At 40.8% G+C, this 20,335-nt stretch carries 15 protein-coding genes; 9 read left to right on the forward strand and 6 right to left on the reverse strand.

Annotated features, from left to right (window positions below; genetic code table 11):
- Positions 1-20: 20 nt before the first annotated feature.
- Positions 21-1,376 carry an NAD-dependent succinate-semialdehyde dehydrogenase gene (locus DVR12_RS07555; protein WP_116975027.1) on the reverse strand — a complete coding sequence of 452 codons (1,356 nt, stop codon included), beginning with the start codon at positions 1,374-1,376 and terminating at the stop codon, positions 21-23.
- 129 nt (positions 1,377-1,505) lie between these two features.
- On the opposite strand from DVR12_RS07555, the gene DVR12_RS07560 reads away from it, so the two are divergent.
- Positions 1,506-2,681: an MFS transporter gene (locus tag DVR12_RS07560; protein WP_116975028.1), complete on the forward strand. Its 1,176-nt coding sequence runs from the start codon at positions 1,506-1,508 to the stop codon at positions 2,679-2,681.
- 82 nt (positions 2,682-2,763) lie between these two features.
- Here DVR12_RS07560 and pyk read toward each other — a convergent pair whose 3' ends face one another.
- Both pyk and pfkA read right to left on the reverse strand, forming a co-directional pair.
- A complete protein-coding gene (pyk, locus tag DVR12_RS07565; protein WP_116975029.1) occupies positions 2,764-4,251 on the reverse strand; it encodes a pyruvate kinase in 1,488 nt (495 codons plus the stop codon).
- A gap of 11 nt (positions 4,252-4,262) precedes the next feature.
- Positions 4,263-5,243, reverse strand: a complete 981-nt coding sequence (gene pfkA, locus DVR12_RS07570; RefSeq protein WP_116975030.1) for a 6-phosphofructokinase — start codon at positions 5,241-5,243, stop codon at positions 4,263-4,265.
- A gap of 138 nt (positions 5,244-5,381) precedes the next feature.
- Here pfkA and DVR12_RS07575 point away from each other — a divergent pair, with 138 nt between their 5' ends.
- The 4 genes from DVR12_RS07575 (at position 5,382) to DVR12_RS07590 (ending at position 10,433) form a co-directional block, all read left to right on the forward strand.
- Positions 5,382-7,508, forward strand: coding sequence for a prolyl oligopeptidase family serine peptidase (locus tag DVR12_RS07575; RefSeq protein ID WP_116975031.1), 2,127 nt, complete (start codon positions 5,382-5,384; stop codon positions 7,506-7,508).
- A 103-nt stretch (positions 7,509-7,611) separates the two neighbouring features.
- The gene (locus DVR12_RS07580) at positions 7,612-8,511 is read left to right on the forward strand and encodes an SDR family oxidoreductase (protein WP_116975032.1); all 900 of its coding nucleotides are present in this window, start codon (positions 7,612-7,614) and stop codon (positions 8,509-8,511) included.
- A gap of 240 nt (positions 8,512-8,751) precedes the next feature.
- Entirely contained in the window at positions 8,752-9,765 is a 1,014-nt protein-coding gene (locus tag DVR12_RS07585; RefSeq protein WP_158563226.1) for an alpha/beta hydrolase family protein, read from the forward strand.
- Between the two features lie 212 nt (positions 9,766-9,977).
- Positions 9,978-10,433, forward strand: coding sequence for a hypothetical protein (locus tag DVR12_RS07590; protein WP_116975034.1), 456 nt, complete (start codon positions 9,978-9,980; stop codon positions 10,431-10,433).
- A 66-nt stretch (positions 10,434-10,499) separates the two neighbouring features.
- On the opposite strand, the gene DVR12_RS07595 is transcribed toward DVR12_RS07590, so the two are convergent.
- The 3 genes from DVR12_RS07595 to DVR12_RS07605 all read right to left on the reverse strand — a co-directional run bounded on the left by DVR12_RS07595 (position 10,500) and on the right by DVR12_RS07605 (position 16,339).
- Positions 10,500-11,423 (reverse strand): HU domain-containing protein, encoded by a 924-nt coding sequence (locus tag DVR12_RS07595; protein ID WP_116975035.1) that lies wholly within the window; start codon positions 11,421-11,423, stop codon positions 10,500-10,502.
- Positions 11,424-11,568: 145 nt separating this feature from the next.
- Entirely contained in the window at positions 11,569-13,218 is a 1,650-nt protein-coding gene (locus tag DVR12_RS07600) for a TonB-dependent receptor (protein ID WP_116975036.1), read from the reverse strand.
- A gap of 43 nt (positions 13,219-13,261) precedes the next feature.
- On the reverse strand, positions 13,262-16,339 hold the full coding sequence (locus DVR12_RS07605; protein ID WP_116975037.1) for a tetratricopeptide repeat protein: 3,078 nt from the start codon (positions 16,337-16,339) through the stop codon (positions 13,262-13,264).
- Between the two features lie 361 nt (positions 16,340-16,700).
- On the opposite strand from DVR12_RS07605, the gene DVR12_RS07610 reads away from it, so the two are divergent.
- The 4 genes from DVR12_RS07610 to DVR12_RS07625 all read left to right on the forward strand — a co-directional run bounded on the left by DVR12_RS07610 (position 16,701) and on the right by DVR12_RS07625 (position 20,230).
- Entirely contained in the window at positions 16,701-17,108 is a 408-nt protein-coding gene (locus DVR12_RS07610; RefSeq protein WP_116975038.1) for a DoxX family protein, read from the forward strand.
- A gap of 44 nt (positions 17,109-17,152) precedes the next feature.
- Positions 17,153-17,566 (forward strand): acyl-CoA thioesterase, encoded by a 414-nt coding sequence (locus tag DVR12_RS07615; RefSeq protein WP_116975039.1) that lies wholly within the window; start codon positions 17,153-17,155, stop codon positions 17,564-17,566.
- A 35-nt stretch (positions 17,567-17,601) separates the two neighbouring features.
- Complete coding sequence (locus DVR12_RS07620) at positions 17,602-18,849, forward strand: CinA family nicotinamide mononucleotide deamidase-related protein (RefSeq protein ID WP_233522189.1); 1,248 nt, start codon at positions 17,602-17,604, stop codon at positions 18,847-18,849.
- A 61-nt stretch (positions 18,850-18,910) separates the two neighbouring features.
- Complete coding sequence (locus DVR12_RS07625) at positions 18,911-20,230, forward strand: dihydrolipoamide acetyltransferase family protein (protein ID WP_116975040.1); 1,320 nt, start codon at positions 18,911-18,913, stop codon at positions 20,228-20,230.
- The last annotated feature ends 105 nt before the right edge of the window (positions 20,231-20,335 follow it).

Here is a 20,335-nt window from a genome sequence, read left to right on the forward strand (position 1 = left end):
ACATTAAACATCCGAAAATATTATTGTTGTATATAAACGGTCTTAATATTTAGGAATTCATGGGTGCCTTCAAGTGATAATTCTCTACCATAGCCCGACTCTTTTACACCTCCAAAAGGTAAGCGGGCATCAGATCTGACCATTGCATTGATAAAAACGTTTCCACTTTCTATCTGTGTGGCCAATCTGGCAGCTTTATCCAAATCACTGGTCCAAAGTGCGGAACCAAGCCCGAAATTAGTCTCATTTGCCAGAGAAATGGCATCTTCTTCATTGGCGGCTTCGATAATTACAGCCAATGGCCCAAATGTTTCTTCTTTGAAAGCAGTAGTGGAGACATTTACTCCCTTAAGTAAGGTTGGTGCAAAATTACAGCCATCATGATAACCTCCAGTCAGCAATTCAGCACCTTCTGCAATACTTGCCTGTAATTGTTTATTTAACTCTTCAGCCAGATCCAGTCGGGCCATCGGACCCATATTTGTAGCCTCTTTAGTAGGATCGCCTTGCTGAAGGCTTTCTATTATTCTTTTTACTTCTGCAGTAAATGCATGAACTACTTCCTTTTCTACAATCCAGCGTTTGGCTGCTATACAAGATTGACCAGCGTTTTGCATTCTTCCTTGCACAGCCGTTTTAGCCGCGGCTTCCAGGTCTGCATCCTTGAGAACGATGAATGGATCGCTACCTCCCAGTTCCAATACAGTTTTTTTAATATATTTCCCTGCCAGCGCAGCAACACTTCTGCCGGCAGGAGTGCTGCCAGTTAGCGTAACACCCTGAACTCTCGGATCTGCAACGATTGGTTCCAGATCTTTGGAGGAAACTAAGACCGATTGAAAGGCTCCTTCTGGGAAATTGCTTTCTGCAAAGAGTTTTTCAATAGCCAGGGCGCATCCGCTTACATTACTGGCATGTTTCAGAAGGCCGGTATTGCCTGCCAGGATATTTGGGATAGCAAAGCGGAAAACCTGCCAATAAGGAAAATTCCACGGCATTATAGCCAGGATAATACCTTTGGGCTCGTAAGATACATAGCTTTTATAGGCATCCGACTTAATTGGCCGGGGAGCCAGCATATCCTGGATATTTTCAGCATAATATTCTGCAGTGGCGGCACATTTAAGTACTTCGGCGCGGGCTTCCTTTAAAGTTTTACCCATTTCGCTGGTAATTAATGCTGCATGTTTATCAACATCTTTTTTTAGGGATTGAGCTACCTGCTTCATCCACTCTCTCCTTTGTTCAAGTGGAATTTGCAACATTTGTCGGTAAGCCCTGTAGCCTAATTCCAGTTTCTGATCAATTTCCTGCGGGGTATGTGCTGTGTAAACAGCAATGGTTTCCTGTGTAAATGGATTAATGCTTGTAAACATGACTGTGGGCTTTTAAGCTGTTCGCTGTTATTAAAAAGTCATTATTCGGTTACAAATTTACCGTTTTCTGATTAAAGGCTACTACTGATACCTAATTGCTATCTTTGCATCCCAAAATAAATAGACTATATGGCGTTAAGTAGATGGAATATTGTTATCATGGCGCTTTGTACCGGTTTAATAGTTGCAAATATTTATTATAGCCAGCCATTAACCGTAATGATCAGCCAGGAGTTTGGTGTTTCTGAAAGTAATGCAGGTCAGATTACTTTTTTTACGCAGGTGGGTTATGCATTAGGCCTATTATTTTGTGTACCATTGGGCGACAAGCTCGAGCGGAAAAAGCAGATTATTGGAATGACGTTAGCCGCAGCTATTACCTTAATAGCCGCCGCTGAATCCACGAATGTTACCATGCTTAAAATCACGGGTTTACTAATAGGCTTTACCTCTGTAGTGCCTCAGTTAATACTGCCAATGGCGGCTCATTTATCAGATCCGGCCAGCAGGGGAAAAGTTATTGGTACAATCATGAGCGGGTTACTGGTCGGAATTTTATTATCCCGGACGCTTAGTGGAATTGTGGGCCATCACTTTGGCTGGAGAGCAATGTTTTGGATTGCGGCAGGAATAAGTGCTGTATTGGCTGTTATTATGATGCTGTCGTTTCCTTCCAGCAAACCCAACTTTAAAGGTACTTATGGCAATTTGATGGGGTCGTTGATCACACTCATCAAGGAGCAACCGATACTGAGAGAAGCATCAGCCATTAACGCCTGTTGCTTTGCAATGTTTGGTATGTTTTGGACTACTGTAGTGTTTTTATTATCAGATGCCCCATTTCATTATACCAGCGAACAAATCGGGTTAATGGGATTGGCAGCAGCAGCAGGCGCATTGGGAGCTCCATTGATCGGAAGAATAGCAGATAAGAAGAACCCAAGAATCGCAATTGGTTATGGGATTATCTGCCTGTTTATTGGTTATATTCTGTTTTATTTCTTCAGAGCAGATATTATAGGAATAATCATCGGAATAATTGCTATAGATCTGGGTCTTCAGGGCATACACGTTTCTAATCAGACAAGAATTTATACATTACTTCCTGAAGCAAGAAACAGGCTCAATACTGTATTTATGACTACCAGCTTTATAGGAACTTCATTAGGTTCTGGTATTGGGTTATGGGTATGGTCTATAAATCAATGGACCGGAGTATGTATTGCCGGACTGGTATTGATAACTATTGCTTTAATCATCTACCTGAGTACCTATAAAAGAAAAGATATAGTTTCAGCGGTGTAGTGCTTCCTGTTAGGTGTTAATAACAACAAAAAGGGCTGACTTTGTGAGTCAGCCCTGGTATGATAAAATGGTAAGGAACAGATTAATCTACCTTTGTAATTTTCAGTGTATTGGTAGGTAGATGATCTATAACCGGAGTACTACCGGTATTTACGCAAACATCACCTGGTTTGATAAATCCTCTTTCTTTCAGGATACTGATTTGGTCGAAGATGATATCATCGAGGCTTTCTTCTTCTTCGTAATAGAAGGCACGTACGCCCCAGCTTAAGCTTAGCTGATTTACCAGCGTTCTTTCTTTGGTGAATACATAGAGCGGGCTGCGTGGGCGGTAGCTACTGAGCATAAAGCCGGTGTAACCGCTTTGAGTCATACCGATCAATGCATCAGCATCGAGGTCTTCTGCTATTTTACAAGCATTATAACATAATGCATCGCTCAGGAAGGTAGGAGAGTGGCGATGAGGAATCAGGTTACGATTGTAGATGATTGCTTCTTTTTCAACTTCCTGAATGATTTTATTCATAGTTTGAATAACCAGTTCAGGGAATTGACCGGTTGCTGTTTCACCGCTCAACATTACAGCGTCTGCACCTTCCAGAACCGCGTTAGCTACGTCAGTGATTTCGCTACGGTTAGGACGGGTACGGTCGATCATGCTTTCCATCATTTGTGTGGCCACAATAACGGGTTTTGCACGGTGAATACATTTACGGATAATATCTTTCTGAATCATTGGGATCTGCTCAACAGGTAATTCTACGCCGAGGTCACCACGGGCAATCATCACGCCATCGCTTTCCCAGATAATTTCTTTCAGGTTTTGAATCGCTTCAGGTTTCTCGATTTTAGAGATCACCTTCATTTTTGAGTTACGAGCCTGCAGACGTTTACGTAAATCGATTAAGTCCTTCACGCTACGAACAAAAGATAAGGCTACCCAATCACATTCCTGGTCGATAATGAATTCGAGGTCAATAATATCTTTTTCGGTAAGGGCAGGGAGGGATATTTTAGTATCAGGAAGGTTGAATCCTTTTTTGGAAGAAAGAACACCAGGTAAAGATACTTCTGCTTTAATTTCTCCGGCAGGAGTGATTTCTTTTACAACTGTTTCAATTTTACCGTCATCCAGCAAAATTTTCTGTCCAGGTTTCAGATCTTTGTAGAGGTCTGGATATGAAACATAGATTTTCTCCATGTTTCCTACTACTTTTTCATTGATAAAGGTAAGGATATCACCTTTTTTCAACGGGAGGGCGTTATTTTCAATTTCGCCTACACGCAGTTTAGGACCTTGAAGGTCGGCCAGGATGGCAACATTGTAAGGCTCAGTTTTATTTATCTGACGGATATATTCAATAATCCGGAGTTTATCTTCATGCGATCCGTGTGAAAAGTTGAGACGGAATACATTTACACCGGCTTTAACCAGTGCCAGTAAACCTTCATAGGTATCACAGGCTGGTCCAACGGTCGCTACAATCTTAGTTTTGTGCGACGAATGCTCTCTACCAGCAGCGTTGTCCATCTGCTTGTGGTAATATTTCGATAGATCCTTTGTACTCATAAGTCTAATTTTTAACTCGCAAGAATTTTAACAATCTTAAACCATTCGGGGTCGATTTCTTGTTTAGCTTTTACAGCTTTGTCAAGAGGCGTGTAATGTATTTTGTCGTTAACAACACCAATCATTACGTTGTGAACACCTTCCAAGAGCGCGTCTACAGCGGCATAACCAAGACGGCTGGCTAGAATTCGATCGGTGCAGGTAGGAGCTCCTCCGCGTTGGATATGGCCCAGGATACAAACTCGTGTATCGAGCTGCGGACATCTCTCTTTAATGATTTTACCTACTCCATTGGCGCCTCCATTTTCGTCGCCTTCGGCTACAACAATCAGGTTAACCAATTTCTTACGACGTTCGTTGGCTTGTAGTTCCTCTACAATTTCATCTAATTCAGTTTTACGCTCAGGCATCAAAATGTGCTCTGCTCCGGTGGCAATGCCGCTGTGTAATGCAATGTAGCCAGCATCGCGGCCCATTACTTCAATTACAAATAAGCGGTCATGTGCATCTGCAGTATCACGGATCTTGTCAATGGCCTCTACTGCTGTATTTACAGCCGTATCAAATCCAATTGTGTAATCCGTTCCCGCAATGTCCTTGTCAATAGTTCCAGGCAAGCCTATACAAGGAATATCAAATTCCTGGCTGAATTTCTGTGCTCCATTGAACGAACCATCTCCTCCAATCACTACCACACCGTCAATGTTGTGTTTCTTCAGGTTCTCATAAGCTAATTTTCGCCCTTCATATTCATAGAACTCTTTGCACCGGGCGGTCTTCAATATGGTGCCTCCGCGCTGAATAATGTTGGCTACAGATTTCGATTCCATCGGAAAGATATCATTACTTAACATCCCCCGATAGCCGTACATAATGCCAAACACATTGAGCTGATGATAAATGCCCGTTCTTACAACTGCACGAACTGCGGCGTTCATGCCGGGAGCATCTCCCCCCGATGTAAGGACTGCAATGTTCTTCATTTTTTTCATATAAATTGCTAAAAAAATATCTTAAAGGCGCACAAAAATAACATTTTGCAATTGTTTTCTAACTATTATCTGATGAAATAACCTAAACTTTCAATTTCTATCAAACAAAGTAGGGATTTTTTTTAAAAAATATTACGCATGCTAAAATTAATTAATAGGAGGTGGATTATTATGAGTATGAGTCTGATAGGCGGGCAAGCCTTCGCACAACAACAACCTATCGCTTATCCAGAGAGCAAAAAAGTAGATTCAGTCGATAATTATCACGGCACCAAAATCGCCGATCCTTACCGCTGGCTCGAAGACGATAATAGCGAGGCTACCAAAGATTGGGTTATCGCCCAAAATAAAGTAACCGAAGATTATCTCTCAAAAATCCCTTTCCGTAACCAAATTAAAAAAAGACTGGAGGAACTCTGGAATTATCCCAAAAACGGAGCTCCAACAAAACACGGAGATTATTATTACTGGTTCAGAAATGATGGCCTGCAAAATCAATCCATCCTTTACCGCTCTTCAACTCCTAACGGTACCCCCGAAGTATTTCTTGATCCCAATAAGCTTTCTACCGATGGTACCGTAGCCCTCGGAAGTATGAATTTCTCCAAAGACGGGAAATATTTTGCCTATATGATCGCTAAAGCCGGTTCCGACTGGCAGGAGGGCTATGTCATGGAAGTGGCCACCAAAAAACTTCTCGACGATAAATTAGACTACATTAAATTCAGCGGCCTTTCCTGGAGAGGTCATGGATTTTACTACTCCCGTTACGATAAACCTGATGAGAAAAGTAAACTTTCCCGTAAAAACGAATTCCAGAAAGTATACTTCCACCAGGTAGGCGATCCTCAGGAAAAGGATGTTCTTGTGTTTAAAGATGATGCCCATCCTTTAAGAATGGGTGGTGTAAGTGTAACTGAAGATGAACGATTCCTTATCCTATCCACTTCTGAAGGAACTTCCGGCCGTGAAGTCTGGTACCGCGATATGAACGATGCTTCACAAAAGGACTTTGCCCTATTAATTAAAGGTTTTGAATATGAACCGGATGTTATAGATAATGATGGTGATAAGTTATTGGTTCGTACCAACCATAGCGCCCCTAATTATAAAGTGGTACTGATAGATCCGAAACATCCTGAAGAGGCCAGCTGGAAAACTATTGTTTCAGAGAAAAAAGATGCCCTGGAAGGTGCAGGCACTGGTGGTGGTAAACTCTTTTTGTCCTATCTGGCGGATGCTTCCTCAAAAGTTTATCAATATGATTACAAAGGAAAGTTGGAACATGAACTAAGTCTACCCGGAATAGGTTCGGCTGCCGGATTTGGTTGCCTGAAGGATGAAAATGAATTCTATTACACATTTACCTCCTTTGTTATTCCAACTTCTGTATATAAATATGATATAAAAACCGGGAAGTCCACCTTATTTGATAAAGCGGCTGTTAAGTTTGATCCAACTAAATACGAGACCAAACAGGTATTCTTTACCAGTAAAGACGGTACCAGTGTACCAATTTTTCTTTCCTATAAGAAAGGGATTCGCTTAAATGGTAATAACCCGGTATTATTATATGGATATGGAGGTTTTAACATTGCTATTACCCCTTCATTCAGTGTTGCTAATTTATACTTCATGGAACAAGGCGGTATTTATGCTGTTGTTTCTTTAAGAGGGGGAAGCGAGTACGGAGAAGCATGGCATAAAGCCGGTATGATGGAGAAAAAGCAGAATGTATTCGACGATTTTATTGGAGCTGCTGAATATCTGATTCAAACTAAATACACCAATCCGGCCAGAATAGCAATTATGGGTGGTTCCAACGGTGGTCTGCTTGTTGGTGCCTGCATGACTCAAAGACCTGAACTCTTTAAAGTAGCATTACCTGCTGTAGGCGTGATGGATATGCTTCGCTTCCAGAGATTCACTATTGGTTGGGCATGGGCAACTGAATATGGTAGCAGCGATAATCCTGAGCAGTTTAAGTACTTGTTGAAATATTCTCCTTTACATAATCTTCGTCCGGGTACCGCATATCCTGCGACTCTGGTTACGACTGCAGATCATGACGACAGAGTAGTGCCGGCTCACTCCTTCAAGTTTGCCGCCACTTTACAGGCAGATAATGCAGGTCCGAATCCGGTATTAATCAGAATTGATTCGAAAGCCGGACATGGGGCAGGTAAACCCACCAGTAAGAAAATTGAGGAGGTAACCGATGTATGGTCCTTTACCATGTATAACCTTGGAATGCAGGTGAAATAATTATAATCCGCCACCAGAGGGGATTCATGTATAAAAGTGGAACAAAAAAAATCCACCTTTTCATGAATCCCCTTTTTTCTTATCTTTAGAGATAGCGTTTTATATGAAGAAGGTACTTATAACTGGAAGTAACGGATTGTTGGGACAGCACCTGATCCCACTTTTTCTGCAGGATGGGCAGTACGAAGTGATAGCCACCGGCAGAGGAGCTAATCGTTTCCCTAAGAAAGATAACTACGTCTACGAAACAGCTAATCTCAGGGATGCTGGTAGCGTCAAGCGGTTGGTTGATAAATATCAGCCGGATATTATTATCCATAGTGGCGCTATGTCGCAGGTGGATGATTGTGAGAAAAATAAAGATGCCTGCTGGGATACTAATGTAGGGGCTACACGATATTTGGTGCATGCCGCTGAAAGCTGTAATGCTTTCTTTATTTTCTTATCTACCGACTTTGTATTCGATGGCTTACAGGGGCCTTATTCCGAGGATGACCCTGTAAACCCTATTAATTATTATGGAACCAGTAAAGTAGCCGCAGAACGGTTGGTAATGAACAGTAAGCTCAACTGGGCTATTGTTCGTACCGTATTGGTTTATGGGGTAGTGGCTGATCCTCAGCGCAGTAATATGATTACCTGGGTAAAAAATAACCTCCAGCAAGGTAAGAAAGTGAAAGTTGTGGATGACCAATGGCGAACCCCAACGCTTTGCCACGATCTTGCCAAAGGATGTTTGCTAATCGCCAACAAACAGGCAACCGGGTTATTTAATATCTCTGGTGATGAAACACTCACTCCCTACGATATGGCCGTTAAAACCGCAGCCTATTTTAATCTCGATGCTTCTTTAATAGAGAAGATTAGCTCCAAAACACTGGCTCAACCAGCTGCAAGACCTGCTAAAACCGGATTGGTTATTAACAAGGCCGCACAGGAATTAGGTTATAAGCCCCATAATTTTGCTGAAGGCCTGGATATCGTGGCCGCAGAAATTAAATAGACCATGAGCTAAAGCTTATGCCAACTGGTGAAGCATATTTATCAAAGTATGCAAATCGATTCTATTTAGTATAAAAAATACTAATCTTAACCCCACACCCTAAAGTTGCTAATAAATTGATATAATTTATACTTCCTCTTTTTGACTGCAGTTTCAGACCTCATACACCATATAAATACTACCGAAATGGGATGTCAGAAGCCAATGAAATGCCCTAATTTTCCACAAATTCTGGATCACTTGAAAAAGTTTATCAAATTACTTCTGGTACTGTTTTTATTCATTGCAGTGGTATCATTGTATGCCAATTACTTGCATCCCCATTTCTTTTTTAAGAAAGTACTCTCATCTAAAACTGATACGGCCTTCCTGAACAAAGGAAAAGATATTTCCTTTCGTAGTGGTGATGCAGTATTAAAGGGTAAAATTTTTACCAATGCATCCGGTGATAGAAAAATACCATTGATCGTTTTTTGCGTAGGCTCCGGGGATGGCTCTACTATCAGCAATTATGCAAAAATGATTGATACATTGTTCCTGCAAAATTTGCCGATGGATAGTATTGCTGTATTATGCTTTGAAAAGAGAGGTTTGCAAGCATCCGAAGGAGATTGGTATACGGCCGATTTTGAACAAAGAGCGGCAGATGCCAAATCCGCCGCCGATTTTGCTGCCACGTTACCATACATCGATCCTCATCACATCGCAATTGCCGGACATAGCCAGGGTGGGTGGATTACTCAGGTTGGATTAGCACAATACCCGGAAATATTTTCTGCCGGTATTTCGCTGGCTGGACCCGTTTTTCCGGTACGCCAGCAACTGGTCAATGATTATGTGAGTCAATATCACTGTGCGGAAGGACTAAACGAGGCCGACGCCATGAAAAAAGCAGAAAGACAAGTAAGCATGAACATTTTTATCACCCGTCTGTTCCCCTTTCAGCCAAACTGGAAACAGTTGCAGGTGATAAAAGACTTTGACCCAGGTATTTATCTTAAAAAAATCAATTCACCTATTTTGTTTTTATGGGGGTCTAATGATCCGCTGGTAAGTCCTGAATGGTGTAAAGCATCCCTGAAAAAGTATTTCCCCGGAAATATTCCCGGTAACTTTGATACGCTTACCATCACTGGTGCCAGCCACAGTTTTAAATTGGCTGACTTATGTTACCATGGCCCTTCTTCCCAAGTGCCATACGCACCAGAATGTAAGGAGGTACTGTTGAATTGGGTACGTAAAAAACTGTTATAGCTATGTTTCTATCCTGGCCGTAGAAATAAAATAGATCGCGAACTAACGCTTATGCCAACTGAAAAATCTATTTATCATGTATGCAGTTCATTATTTTTTAAATATAAATAATACTAACTAGCCATACTCGATATAGTTGCTATGAAATTAATATAATCCATACTGCCTTTTTTTGATTTGAGTTTCAGACCTCACACAAAAAATATTGAATAATGACTGATTTTAAAAAAATAAGTAAGGATGTATTCAAAATAATGTGGCTTCCGGGAGAGGATGAAATAATTTTTCATGCAAATAATGAAAGTCCGCTTCCATTGAACACTGAGTTATATAAACAACTCAATAAATATTTTGATATCGAAAATTGGAAAAATAAATATGCCGAAGCGTACAAAGAATGGCTAAATGATATTAGTAATGTAATATATGACATCAGGAACGACATAAATATGTCAATAATTGATGCACTGACTGCACTTAATAAAGAGCTGGAATTCCAAGTAATTTATTATTGGTTTGATATTGACAGAACCTTTACGGATGGATATCTTTGGGAGTACTGCCCAATTTCAGGAGAGAAATTGATTTATCTGGGTGAAGAATACACTAGAAAAAATTCTTTGATATCACCTTCATATCCAATAATATTTCCTTATGAACCACAGTAGAACGGCATAATAAAAGAATCCGCAGGTAATAACCTGCGGATTCCTAAAAGTTATATACTGAAGTCGTTATTGTTTATCCATATAAATACGTCTGCCGTAGAATCTGCTGATGGTATCGAGCACTCTTGAGGTATCAACTTCCGGAGCAATTTCAATCCCGGCATAGAATAAACTATCACGTTTATAAATTACCAGTTTGCGACCTGTCATTGAGTGACTTACTGGATATTTGGCTGCATCCAGGCTATCTTTAAATATCTTGATTACAGCCATATGGTTACTCTTTACAGCAAGAGTATCTGTAGTTACTTCCTGGGTTGCAGTTGTATCAACCGGGGGAGCAGACATATGTTGTGAGGTACTATCTGCAGGTGCTGGTGTGTAAGCAGGATTAGATTGATAAGTTACATACCACCATGCTCCCAGGCCACCTAAGATAATAACCGCTAAAACCACAGCCCACCACCATTTGAAACCGCCCTCATCTTCTACTAATTCCAGGTCGTTTTCAACTTCCGGAGTCATAATAGGTTCTAGCGCTTCTTTCTCAACAGCTGGCGGAGGAGGTGTTGCTGCCGTATTTTCTTTGGCTCGTTCTATTGGTGAAATATCGATAGTATCGAATTCCGCAGGTAATTCTTCAGGATAAAAATGCACATTACCCGCAAAATCACCCAATAACTGTCCGACCCCGGGAATTGACAATGGCTTGGCTAATTTCAGGTCCTCCTTTAGTTCTTCCAGGTATTTCTCAAACTTCCTTTGAGCTACGGCTGGTACCAGGTTTTCTTTTAGCGCAATCCATTCTACGCACGATCCATCATCTTGCCACTGCTGAGTAAACATGATCTGGTCACGGGGAGGGGTCAAGGTTTGGGTATTCGTATTATAAAATGCAGGAAAATGCTGAATAGAAAAAGTACCTAAATAAGGTACTACACAAACACGCTGTTTAAACAGCACTTCCTGAACGTATTGCAGTAGTATCAAAGCAAGACTTTTTTGGTGACAAATGAGCTTTTCCGGATATTCTCAGGCTAAAAAAGATTAGCGAAGATATATGAGGCATTTACCACTTACATTTTCGCTAATCTGCTCTATAAAAAATTATAGCTTAACCTGTTATGTTACAAAGTTAAAACTTAATCAGCACTCCACCCACAATATTAAATCCATAAGTCGGATAAAGGTAATAACGTTGATAATGAGAGTTAAAGATATTATTTGCATTCACCCACAGACCAAAATTCTTTCCAATATCATAGGCAGCTCCGGCATTCATATCCCATGCACCACTTGTTTTATTGAAATCTTTATTAGGTAGCAGATAATAGGTGCCGCTTAAAGCAAAAAGATCCGCTCTGAGGTGAAATTTCCTGCCGATAGTATACTGAGCAAATAAATCTCCCTGAAATGGTGGTAAATGCCAGGGTTTCAGTTGTGTTTCCTGCTTATTGTAGTTATACCAGTCGAAGGTCAGGCGGGCCTGGAACTTTTCTTCTTCAATATACCCAATTTCTGCGTGTAATTGAAATGCTCTCAGCATTGTTTCATTAACAGTAATAAAACGTTTAGTATCGAGCGTATCATTAATAAATAAAGGCTGATCGTACCAGGTTACTGAAGCAAATTTTGTATTATAATTGAAATGACTACCTAAAGTACCTTTAATACCCGTATACTTTTCCTCTACCCTTGTATTCATCATGTTTTCAGACAAACCGGCAAGGAATGGATTTTTAGTAGCAAGATTACGGTAAGAATTCTTTTCAAAATAAGAGATCCAACCACTGCTCAGGATCAATTTCTTTTTGATCAGGTGCGACTCATTTACGATATCTGGTAATAGTTTGAATTTATTATCGCTCCAGGTTGGATTTACGCCGGCATGCAGCACAAATCCGGGCTTGATAATGTCAACAGCCGGATGGATGGCAACTATATTATTATTGATTGCTTTTCCATTATCTACTTTATAGGTAGAAAGATCGAATACGCCTTCTACTCCGATATAGATATCCTCAAAGATTTGCTTGCGGATAGGAGCTTTGAAAATGAAAGTATTCTCAGTACGCTTGTAAGAATCATTGAACAGAATGAATTTTACATCTGGTTTGAATGTAAATGCCCAATCGTTTTGTGGACGGTTCTCTACTCCAACAATTGCGGTAATCTGATTGAAGGTTTGTGCCAGATCTTTGTTTTTAAAGTTGGCGGTATCATGATCATACCCGTAATAGTGTACTGTATTTCTGTCGTATGCGAGGCTGGCGTCAAATTTCAGTTTTGAAGTCAGATAAGCACCTGAAGCAAGGACATTCAGATTTGAATACTGCATGTCTTCAATTTTGCTATCCTTGGAACCAGTATAGTTTACGTATAATCCGTAGTTGTATTGTTCATGTCTGCCACTTCCAAATCCTGCCTGAACATAAGGAGTTTGCAGATTACCATATCCAAGTTTAAGGAAGTTGTTTTGCAGATTACCCAGTGAATCTTTTCCCAATGCCAGTGGTTTTAAAGGAGTGGCCTGGTACATAAAATTCAGATTCAATGCCGGGATCTGATACTTTAACGCCGGTTTACTGGTATCTACGTTCGGTAAAGAAGCAGTCAGGTTAAGTTTATAGGCATCGCGCAGTTTAGGCTGATTGGTAGAAATGATATCTATCGTTTCCTGTTTAAGGCCCTCCTGTGCGTAAGTTTTACTAACTGGTAGTAAGCTGGCTACTGCCAGTGCTGCCAGAAATAAAGCTTGTTTGTTAAATATATTGAGAGTGTTCATGCTCTGTTGCGCTTAATTTTCAAAAATCAAAATTCCGTTCCTTTTATTTCTTAGGTTTTTTACCGGCTGCTTTTTCTTCTGCTTCAGCTTTTGCTAGTTTATCCTTTGCTTCCTGCTTTAATTCAGGAATGGTAGAATTAGTAACTATACTTTCATAAGTTGCTTTTGCATTGAAGTAATCTTGCTGGCGGGTATAAACATCTCCCAATAAGATATAGGATTTAGCTACCCAATACTCGTAGGAAGGCGTGTTTTTGATAACATCAAAGCCTGCTTTTTCTGCTGCATCCAGCTCATTTTGTTGTAAATAGCTTGCAGCGATATTGTAGCGGGCTTCTGCACCTGTTTCGGATTTTGTCATGCCGGCAACAGTTTTAAACTCACTGATAGCAGATGCATAATTTTTTGCTTCCTGTAAGGATTTTCCTCTGTAGAAATGCGCAATAATCTGATCATCAGTACTGATATTATTGGCGGCCAGCAACATTTCTGCGTAGTTGGCTACTTCATCCCAACGTTTCAGCTGATAGGTACTTCTCAGTAATCCTCTGGTAGCGCTTAAGCTATTTTCTTTACTGGTAGCCAGGTCCTGCAGTTGTAAATAATAAGTTCTGGCCTTATCATAATTTTTTACCTGATAGAAATTGATGCTTGCTGCCTGTAAAGCAGATCTCTCTGCGTAGATGCTGTTATTTTTTGACAAAACAAATTCATAGGCCGGTAAAGCATTCGTGTAATCTTTGTTGTTATACAAACACTCGGCTTTATAGAAATTAGCCGGCAGAATAAACTGGCCGTTAGGATATCTTTGAATATATCCGTTGAATGCTGTTATAGCTCCGTTATAGTCATTGCTACTGAAACGTGCTTCTGCAGCTGCATAAGTAATAGAATCTTCTGCGGAAGCGGAAACACTTCTACCACTAGCTTTAAGGAATGCCAGATAGTCGTCTGTTTTTCCCTGGCTTACATACACTGTTTTCATGCTTTGCAGCGCCTCATTAGCTTCCGGAGAATCCGGGAATTTTTCAACAACCTGACGATAGTACGATAATGCTTTATTGTCGTTGTCTTTGTTATAATAGCACAATCCTAATTTCAGCAAAGCTCTTGGGGCATTGGCGCCATTAGGTTGTTTCTGTAATACTTTTTCAAGGAATGGAATTGCCTCTGTATACTTTTCCTGTGAAAGATAAGTATTTGCAATTTCCATATCTGTTTCATTAGAGAAGTTGGAAGATGGAAACTGATTACCTAATTGTTTCAGCAATGCGAGTTTTTCTCCTTGTTTACCTTGTAACCCGAGTATTACAGCTTTCTGATAAGTAGCATAATCGGCTCCCGGTTCATTATTATTGATAATTCTGTCGTAAAGCGCAAGTGCTTTAGGGAACTGCCTCAACATATAATAACAATCGGCCGATCTTAATACGGCATCAGTTGCAATTCTGGTAGCATTTGGTCCACTGGTGCGCTGAGCATTTTCGAAATGTGGAAGTGCTTCATTGAATTTATCCTGTTTCAACAGGCTATATCCAAGATTGTAGGAGGCAGTTTGTGGATTTGCTTCCCCGGAAACCGGTGAATTACTATTTAAATATGCATTAAGGTTAGTGATTGCCTGATCTGTTTTATTCTGACGCAGGGCAATTTCTGCTTTCCAGAAATGTGCCAGCTGCTTGATTTGCGGATCATAAGGATTTTTGATAGCAATATCCAGTAGTCTGTCTGCTTCTGCCAGTTGCTGATCATTGATTAGCTGAGTGGCGCGGCCATAAGCCACTTTCTGATATGCTTTCAGAACAGCCGGGCTTTTATCATCAATGGCTTCGATAGTAGTAATACCGTCTTTATAGTTGTTACTGTTTAAAAACAGATTTACTAAAATTTCCCGGGCCTCTGTATGGTATTGAGAGCGCGGATATGTTTTTACAAATTGTGTTAATTCAGTTAATGCGGCATCAGGATAACCTAATTCATAAGAGAGCTTACCGTAATTGAAACGGGATATTTCTTGCTGCTGGGCATTTGAACTGTTATTGGCGCAGAAAGCAAAAGCATTACGTGCATTGGCTTTTTGTCCGGTGCGTAGGTAACAGTCACCTAACAGGTACATAGAGTTTTGGCCTAAAGAATCTTTAGAGCTGCTCAGTTGTTTAAACCCTGTGATTGCTTTATTAAAATTATTAGTTTGATAATAAGCGTAGGAGAGTTGATATATATCTTCTTTCTTAACTTCTTCCGAGTTGTCCTGGAAATCTTGCAGGAGAGGTAATGCTTTCTGATAATCCTTCTTTTCGAAGTATGCTTTACCCAGCAATTGCTTTAATTCGGCCTCGTAGTATTGTCCACCAGCTTTAATTAAAGGTTCGGTGTAGGAGATCAGTTGATCTGTTTTTCCCTGGAAGTAGTAAATTTCTGCGATGTAGTAAGGTACAACATTGCTGTATTTAGGTTCCTGAACAACTTTCTGGAAGCTGTTTAAGGCATCTGCGTATTTGTGGTTGTAGTACGCGATGAAGCCGTAGTAATAGTTTGCAGGAATATTATACTTGCCGGGAATATCTTTTATGGAAGAAAACAAAGGCAAAGCCTTTTGAAAATCTTTCATGTTGAAGTAGCAGTAAGCCAATTCGAATTTGGCTTCGGCTATTTCAGCATTGGAGAGGTTTTCGATATTAGCCTTTTCATACAGAGGGATGGCCTCTTTAAATTTATTCTGGCGGAAGTAATATTTTGCCAGCTGGTAGCTTACGAGTTCTTCTCTGGCACTGTTATTAGCCGTTTTGAGGAAGTCGAGGGCTTGTTGTTCTGCATTGTCCTGCTGTAATTTCAGGGTACAGATGGTATAATAATAGAAGGCATCGGTTTTGACAAGGTCGCGATTTGTTTCATGCCAGTAGTCGATGTTCTGGATTGTTTGTTTGAAAAGCTGCATAGCAACAGCATATTTCTCTTGCTGGAAATGTTGCTGGGCGTCTTTAAATACTTTTTCAGGATCTGTATACACGCGTGTCTGTTGTGCATGGGCTGTAGAGATCCCGGTCAGACCGGCACCTGTAAATACCAGCACGGAAAAATACAGTTGACCTGGAATAATAACTTTTCTTATAAATTGCATGCTATAGCTGTTATTTCTTGAATATTATTATTGTTTCTCGCAAAGAAGCAAAGTTGCAAAGAAGCAAAGAATGTTAAGTAACATAAGAATTTTTATTTTAAACGATTGTTGTGAAAAAATCTTATGTCTTTTACTCTTTATTTTAACTTCTTATGCCTCTTTGCTTCTTTGCCGCTTTGCGAGCAAAAAAAATTCTTTGCCTCCTTTGCCACTCTGCGTGCAATACTCCGCGTCAAATATAGACGTTATATCCTTTCTTTTCCAGACGCGTTTCTAACAATGTGGATAACTACAGAGGCAAGGCATAGCCTATTCTTTTATCTTGCAAAAAAATGCGAAACAGCACTAAACCTTATCTACTATGAGAAAACTCTTTTCTTCCGGCTATTCCAATGGAGCCGTTAGTTTTGCCATGTTAGTTGTTCGTATAGTCTTTGGCGGACTAATATTTTTACATGGATGGCCAAAGCTGATCAATTTTTCTGCCAAAATGAATACTTTTTCAGATCCTTTAGGGGTTGGACACAAAATTTCTTTGGGTTTGATCGTTTTTGCCGAAGTTTTTTGTGCAGTTTTTGTGATTTTGGGATTGTTGACAAGATTAGCCAGCATACCCCTGATTATTTCTATGAGTGTAATTACCTTTGTAATTCATAGCGCTAAACCATTGGATGAGAGAGAATTGCCACTTATGTTTCTGGCAGCCTTTGTAGCGATCCTTTTCGTAGGTCCGGGCAAGTTTTCTCTGGATGGCGCTATCGGAAAGTAAAATTTTCTAAAAAAAAGGTTTGGAGATTAAACAATAGCACAATTATGTTCATTAGTACAACAACCATTCGGGTGAGATATGGTGAAACAGATCAGATGGGATACCTTTATTATGGTAACTATGGCTTATATTATGAAGTAGGAAGGGCAGAAGCGATCCGTGAACTGGGTTTTTCCTACAAGGAACTGGAAGATCAGGGAGTGATTATGCCAGTAGCCGAATTACAGGTTAAATATCTGAGGCCTGCCTATTACGATGATCTGATCACTGTGAAAACCATGCTGAAAGAGCTCCCCAAAAGCTCTAAGATCCAGTTTCATAGTGAGTTATATAATGAAAAGAACGAATTGCTGAATGTGGGAGTGACCACCCTGGTATTCATAGATGCTAAAACAAAGCTGAAAGCAGGGCTGCCTGAAGAGTTGAAAAAGAGACTGCAACCATTTTTTGCAGAATAAAGGATTGTCTGTTAATAACAAAAACTATAAAACCCGTGGAAAAGATATTAACCAGTATTATCACAATAGGAGATGAGTTATTAATTGGTCAGACAATTGATACTAATTCGGCCTGGATGGCCCAGCGCCTCAATGATATGGGGATTTGGGTGCATAGAAGGGTCGCAATTGGTGATAAGCGGGAAGATATTCTTTCAGCTCTCCGGCAGGAATCATCGGTTTCCCAGATTGTATTGATTACAGGTGGTCTTGGACCCACAGCCGACGATATTACCAAACCTATCTTATGTGAATATTTCAATACTCAGCTGGTTCAAAACGAAGAAGCACTAAAAAATGTGCTTCATATTTTTGAAAGCAGGGGATTGCCAATACTTGAAAGGAATATAGAACAGAGTATGGTTCCCGAGTCGGCCATTATTATACAGAACGACTGGGGTACCGCACCGGGAATGTGGTTCGAGAAAGAGGGGGTTATTTATGTGTCGATGCCCGGTGTACCTTATGAAATGCAAGGAGTAATGACCAGTTATGTGTTACCCCAATTGGAAAAGCATTTCAAAACGCCGGCAGTAATGCATCAGACAGTAGTGACGTCGGGGATGGGTGAGTCTTTTGTGGCAGAACGACTTGTTGCATTTGAAGCCAGCTTGCCTCCTCATTTTAGCCTGGCTTACCTGCCCAGTTACAGCCTGTTAAAACTCAGATTATCTGCTTTTGGAAGTGAAAAACTGGAAATAGCAGCTGAAATGAGCACCCTTTTTCATGAACTGAAGGCATTGGTAGAAGATATTACAGTTAGTGATCAGGATATCCCTATTGCGCAGGTAATAGGGCAGTTGCTCCATGAAAAAGGGAAAACTGTAGGTACAGCTGAAAGTTGTACTGGTGGACTAATCAGCAGTCAGATCACCTCAATTTCCGGAAGTTCCGCTTATTATAAGGGTAGTGTAGTGACCTACGCTAATGAAATGAAAGTCAGACTGCTCGGTGTAAATCCGGCTACTCTGAAGGCTTATGGTGCAGTGAGTGAGGAAACAGTAGTAGAAATGGTGACCGGAGCGCTTAAAATATTAGAAACTGATTATGCTATTGCAGTAACCGGAATAATGGGGCCCGATGGAGGAACCCCTGAAAAGCCGGTTGGTACCGTATGGATTGCAGTGGCAGATGCCAACACAATTATTACAAAAAAACATCATCTTCGCTACGACCGGGAGCGGAACACTAATATGGCAGCGGTTTACGCAATGAACGAACTGCGAAAGCTCATCCTTCAATAGGATTTGAGACAATTACCTTATTTTTGTTCCGCACTAAAGCATAAATGCTAAATTCAATCTTATGGCTATTGTAGAATTGGTAATGCCTAAAATGGGGGAGAGCATCATGGAAGCTACCATTTTGCGTTGGCACAAAAAGGCAGGAGATCACGTAAAAGTAGATGAAACTGTTCTTGAAATTGCCACCGATAAAGTGGATAGTGAAGTTCCTTCCATTGCAGAAGGAGAAATCACAGAAGTGCTTTTCAATGAAAATGACGTTGTACCTGTAGGTACCGTTATTGCCCGTATCCGTACCAATGCAGAAGAGGGAGTTTCCACGGCTCCAACAGAACCAGCAGCACCTGCTGCAGCAACTTCAGGTCAGGTAGCCAATCCGACCCCTGCACACACACCAGAACAATCTGCCGCTGCTACCACGAACAGCGGACCAAAATTCTATTCCCCATTAGTGCTAACAATCGCACAACAGGAAGGAGTTAGCTTTGCCGATCTTGATAAAATACCCGGTTCCGGTAACGACGGTAGGGTAACTAAAAAAGATATTCTGCAATATGTTGCGGATCGCAAGGAAGGAAAGATTATCCCGGATGTTACTCCTGCAAGAGAAACAGCTCCGGCACCAGCAAAACCAATAGTAACAACCACCGTTGCCAGCCCTACCTATAGCGGGAATGTTGAAATTGTGGAAATGGACAGAATGCGCAAACTGATCGCCAATCACATGGTGATGAGCAAACAGGTTAGTCCGCATGTTACCAGCTTTGCTGAAGCAGATGTTACAAACATGGTGAAATGGAGAGATCGTGTAAAAGGTGATTTCGAAAAAAGAGAAGGCGAAAAACTTACTTTTACCCCACTCTTTATCGAGGCTATCGTGAAATGTATTAAACGTTTCCCGCTGATCAACTGCTCTCTGGATGGTGATAAAATCATCATCAAAAAAGATATTAACATTGGTATGGCCACCGCTTTGCCAAGTGGTAACCTGATTGTTCCCGTAATTAAAAGCGCGGATGTCCTCAATCTGGTTGGTATCACCAAACAGGTGAACCACCTGGCCAACGCTGCCCGTCAGAATAAACTGAAACCTGAAGATACCCAAAGCGGAACCTTCACCCTTACAAACGTTGGTACCTTCGGCAGCCTGATGGGAACTCCTATCATTAATCAGCCACAGGTAGCAATACTCGCAGTAGGCGCAATCAAAAAACGCGCAGTAGTTATCGAAACTCCGGAAGGAGATACCATCGGCATCCGCCACATGATGTATCTCTCCATGTCGTATGATCACCGTATCGTTGATGGTTCCCTCGGTGCTACCTTCCTGACAGCAGTAGCTCAGGAACTGGAAAATTTCGATCCGAAAAAATCATTCTAACTGATTTTCAATAAAATAGAAAAGCTGTTTCAATCCGAAACAGCTTTTTTTTGTAAAAATCAATTCAAATAAACAGAGAGTTTAGATTAAACATAAATCAACATC

The organism is Chitinophaga silvatica (assembly GCF_003419895.1).
Taxonomy (GTDB): Bacteria; Bacteroidota; Bacteroidia; order Chitinophagales; family Chitinophagaceae; genus Chitinophaga; species Chitinophaga silvatica.

Bases quoted from the DNA above. Each gene is read 5' to 3' on its own strand.
- DVR12_RS07555 (WP_116975027.1), bottom strand. From the start codon at position 1,376: ATGTTTACAAGCATTAATCCATTTACACAGGAAACCATTGCTGTTTAC.
- DVR12_RS07560 (WP_116975028.1), top strand. From the start codon at position 1,506: ATGGCGTTAAGTAGATGGAATATTGTTATCATGGCGCTTTGTACCGGT.
- pyk (WP_116975029.1), bottom strand. From the start codon at position 4,251: ATGAGTACAAAGGATCTATCGAAATATTACCACAAGCAGATGGACAAC.
- pfkA (WP_116975030.1), bottom strand. From the start codon at position 5,243: ATGAAAAAAATGAAGAACATTGCAGTCCTTACATCGGGGGGAGATGCT.
- DVR12_RS07575 (WP_116975031.1), top strand. From the start codon at position 5,382: ATGCTAAAATTAATTAATAGGAGGTGGATTATTATGAGTATGAGTCTG.
- DVR12_RS07580 (WP_116975032.1), top strand. From the start codon at position 7,612: ATGAAGAAGGTACTTATAACTGGAAGTAACGGATTGTTGGGACAGCAC.
- DVR12_RS07590 (WP_116975034.1), top strand. From the start codon at position 9,978: ATGACTGATTTTAAAAAAATAAGTAAGGATGTATTCAAAATAATGTGG.
- DVR12_RS07600 (WP_116975036.1), bottom strand. From the start codon at position 13,218: ATGAACACTCTCAATATATTTAACAAACAAGCTTTATTTCTGGCAGCA.
- DVR12_RS07605 (WP_116975037.1), bottom strand. From the start codon at position 16,339: ATGCAATTTATAAGAAAAGTTATTATTCCAGGTCAACTGTATTTTTCC.
- DVR12_RS07610 (WP_116975038.1), top strand. From the start codon at position 16,701: ATGAGAAAACTCTTTTCTTCCGGCTATTCCAATGGAGCCGTTAGTTTT.
- DVR12_RS07615 (WP_116975039.1), top strand. From the start codon at position 17,153: ATGTTCATTAGTACAACAACCATTCGGGTGAGATATGGTGAAACAGAT.
- DVR12_RS07625 (WP_116975040.1), top strand. From the start codon at position 18,911: ATGGCTATTGTAGAATTGGTAATGCCTAAAATGGGGGAGAGCATCATG.